This window comes from Frisingicoccus sp. (assembly GCA_016298055.1).
GTDB lineage: Bacteria > Bacillota > Clostridia > Lachnospirales > Lachnospiraceae > Frisingicoccus.
In genome coordinates this window covers 1-3,351 of sequence record JAEDDO010000188.1, presented here as the reverse complement: position 1 = coordinate 3,351, position 3,351 = coordinate 1, and the positions used below count along the sequence as shown (strand labels likewise).

General features: G+C 42.7%; 4 protein-coding genes, 1 tRNA gene and 1 riboswitch. All 5 genes read left to right on the top strand.

The window, feature by feature from the left end:
* Nucleotides 1-240: DUF554 family protein (locus QZZ35_RS10250; protein WP_291237312.1), on the top strand; the 240-nt coding region annotated here is incomplete at its 5' end.
* 62 nt (nucleotides 241-302) lie between these two features.
* Nucleotides 303-374 (top strand) — tRNA-Asn (locus tag QZZ35_RS10245).
* 76 nt (nucleotides 375-450) lie between these two features.
* Nucleotides 451-643, top strand: a riboswitch (cobalamin riboswitch).
* A gap of 154 nt (nucleotides 644-797) precedes the next feature.
* Nucleotides 798-1,604: a sirohydrochlorin cobaltochelatase gene (locus QZZ35_RS10240; protein ID WP_291237311.1), complete on the top strand. Its 807-nt coding sequence runs from the start codon at nucleotides 798-800 to the stop codon at nucleotides 1,602-1,604.
* On the top strand, nucleotides 1,601-2,047 hold the full coding sequence (locus QZZ35_RS10235) for a hypothetical protein (protein WP_291237310.1): 447 nt from the start codon (nucleotides 1,601-1,603) through the stop codon (nucleotides 2,045-2,047). The genes QZZ35_RS10240 and QZZ35_RS10235 overlap by 4 nt, the downstream gene beginning before the upstream one ends.
* Entirely contained in the window at nucleotides 2,040-3,209 is a 1,170-nt protein-coding gene (locus QZZ35_RS10230) for an ABC transporter substrate-binding protein (protein ID WP_291237309.1), read from the top strand. The genes QZZ35_RS10235 and QZZ35_RS10230 overlap by 8 nt, the downstream gene beginning before the upstream one ends.
* The last annotated feature ends 142 nt before the right edge of the window (nucleotides 3,210-3,351 follow it).

The following is a 3,351-nucleotide window of genomic DNA, read 5'->3' as shown; positions in this document are numbered from 1 at the left end:
AAGGGCTGTGCTTTCTCAGCCTTACCTGTCGCTGTGCTTCAGGGCGGCATGACCGGTCTTGCAAGACTCATTGAGCCGGTGATGACGGAGGAAGCTCTGGCAAATCTGTCTCTGATTGGCTCTGTCCTCATTTTCTGTGTCGGTTTAAATCTTGTGTGGGGAAAGAAAATAAGAGTGGCGAATCTTCTTCCGGCTCTGGTGATAGCGGTCATTATAGCTTTTTTGCCTGTCAATGTATAAAAAATTTATCTTGACAAATAATAAAAAAAGGACTAAGATAAGTTCATAAATTTTTTAAATAATCCTCGATAGCTCAATGGTAGAGCACTCGGCTGTTAACCGAGTTGTTGCAGGTTCGAGCCCCGCTCGGGGAGTATTCAAAAGTCACAGACATTTGTTTGTGGCTTTTTTGATTGTATAACAAAATGAATTGTGTTATACTAAAGCGAACTGAATAGAAAACATTCAGGTGTCGGAAGAATCATTCGTGATTTGTTCCGGTGAAAAGGGAAACAGGTGAAAGTCCTGTGCGAACTCGTCACCGTAATCAGGGAGCCGAAGCCGAAGGATCACTGGGAAACCGGGAAGATGGCAAAGGCGATGATCTTTAAGTCGGGAGACCTGCCTGAGTGTTGTACAGAAACGATTGTTTCAGGCCACGAGTAACTGGCTGTACGTATGAATGGATACGCTGATGCGTAAGATATTTCATAGTTTTTGAGTATGAGCCCTTTACCTGAATTGGAAAAGGGCTTTTTTGCGGTTGAATTATAAAGGTGATAGCAGGAGAGATCGACATGATGATTTTAGTTGTGAGTTTCGGGACAAGTTATCCGGACAGTCTGGATAATTGCATAGGTGCTGTTGAAAATGCGATTCGGGCATCTTTTCCGGAAGATGAGGTGAGAAGGGCTTTTACGAGTCAGGTCATTCTTCGCATTTTAAAGAAGCGGGACAATATGGAAATTGCTTATGTGAAAGATGCTCTGGAGAGGGCCCTTTCAGAGGATATACGTGAGATGGTCATTCAGCCGACCCATTTGATGGACGGTCTGGAGTATATGAAACTGATGGATGTGGTGGAGGAGTACAGACAACAGTTTGAAAGGATTGTTGTGGCAAAACCTTTGCTTATGGATGATTCAGATTTTGATGCGGTTGCCTCAATTCTTGCGGATAAGACAGTAATGTATGACGATGGTGAAACGGCGATCTGTTTTATGGGACACGGTACAGAGGCGAAATCCAATGAGATTTATAGAAAACTTCAGGAAAAATTTTCAGAGATGGGACGGGAAAATTATTATATCGGAACAGTTGAAGCGGAACCGTCTCTGGATGAAGTCATTTCTTTGCTTCATGGAGCAGGAATATACAAAAAAGTATTGCTGGAGCCGCTCATGCTTGTTTCCGGTGACCATGCCCGTCATGATATGGCGGGAGATCAGGAAGATTCATGGAAACGAAGACTTGCAGGTGAAGGCTATGATGTGACATGTATTCTTGAAGGAATCGGTCAGATTCCTGAAATTCAGCAGCTTTATGTGAAGCATACCGGGGAGGCAGTTAAAAGGCTTAAAAATGTTGAGGAGGTACGGGGATGAAAGAGACAGAATGGGCTCAGGGGGAATATATGATCGATGTGACTCTTCTCGGAGGTACAGGAAGGGCTGACATTACCTCTCCTGCGGAAATTCGAATAACACAAGAGGGTGTGACGGCACTGATCGAATGGAGCAGTCCGAGTTATGACTATATGATTGTCGATGATATAAAATATATGCCCGTCAATACGGAAGGAAATTCGGTATTTGAAATACCGGTGACCGCTTTTGATGAAGCGATACCGGTGACGGCAGACACTGTGGCAATGAGTGTTCCGCATGAAATTGAGTATACATTGAATTTTCATTCAGAAACAATGGTTCAGAAGCAAATGACGGTGCCATTGATAGTTCAGGGCGGGATTCTCATCGGGGTGACACTGATCATTGCGGCATTCGGATATTATTTCGGGAAAAAACAAGTGAGGAGAAAGCATGTGTAAAATAATAAAAAGGGGCATTTTATCGGGGCTTTTATGCCTTATCCTGTTTCTGACGTGGGGCTGTACAAAAAAAGAGGAATCCTCTGTTTGGGAAGACCAAAATATCAGCAGTCAGCTGGTATATGAGAGCAGTATGGAACTTTCTTATGCATCCGAATTCCGGGTAGATTATTATCAGGGTGGATATGCGCTTCTTTCTGTATCCGACGGAAACCGGTATCTTGTTCTTCCTGAAGGGGAAGAGGCACCGGAAGATCTGGACGCGGATGTTCAGGTGCTGCGGAAACCTTTTACAAACATCTATATGGTGGCGACAGCGGTTATGGATATGTTTTATGAATTGGATGCCTTAGATTGTATTCGGCTTTCCAGTCAGAAAAAAGAAGGCTGGTGCAATGAAGATGTGCGTGAAAAAATGGAGGAAGGAAAAATTCTATATGCGGGAAAATATAATATGCCGGACTATGAATTAATTTTATCCGAAGGGTGTTCCCTCGCCATTGAGAATAATATGATCACCCATTCGCCGGAGGTTATTGAAAAAATGAAAAGTTTTCATATACCGGTCTTTATCGATCTGTCAAGTTATGAGAAACATCCTCTTGGCAGAGTGGAGTGGGTAAAGGTTTACGGGCTGCTTCTTGGAAAAGAAGAGGAGGCAAAGGCGATTTTTGACAGACAGTGTGAAATAGTGGATCAGATCGGGGCCGAAGCATCATCCGGAAAAACCGTGGCCTTTTTCTACATTACAAGTAATCAGATGGTCAGCGTCAGAAATTCCAATGATTATGTGCCTAAGATGATCGAAATTGCCGGCGGACGTTATATTTTTGAAAATCTGGGAGATGAAAACAGCAGACGTTCTTCGATGACCATGCAGATGGAAGAGTTTTACGGCAAGGCAAAGGATGCAGATTACATCGTTTATAACAGTACGATCGACGGAGAATTGGAAACCGTTCATGAACTTCTTGATAAAGAGCCGATGCTTAAAGATTTCAAGGCAGTACAGAATGGAAATGTATGGTGTACAACACAAAATCTTTATCAGGAATCCATGTCGATCGGGGGAATGATTGAAGATTTTCACCGTATGTTGTCGGATGATCCGGACATGCAGAAGGATATGACTTACATATATCGGTTGAAACAGGAGGAATAGACATGCAGAATCATAGAAAATTATTCCGTTGTATCGCCGGGCTTTTGCTGCTTATGATCCTTTGTGCCGGACTGTTGATCTTAAATATTATATGCGGAAGCATTTCTATTTCCTTTCAGGATTTTTTTCAATTAATTATAAA

Coding starts and splice junctions, on each gene's coding strand:
- QZZ35_RS10230 (WP_291237309.1), top strand. CDS start 2,040: ATGTGTAAAATAATAAAAAGGGGCATTTTATCGGGGCTTTTATGCCTT.
- QZZ35_RS10235 (WP_291237310.1), top strand. CDS start 1,601: ATGAAAGAGACAGAATGGGCTCAGGGGGAATATATGATCGATGTGACT.
- QZZ35_RS10240 (WP_291237311.1), top strand. CDS start 798: ATGATGATTTTAGTTGTGAGTTTCGGGACAAGTTATCCGGACAGTCTG.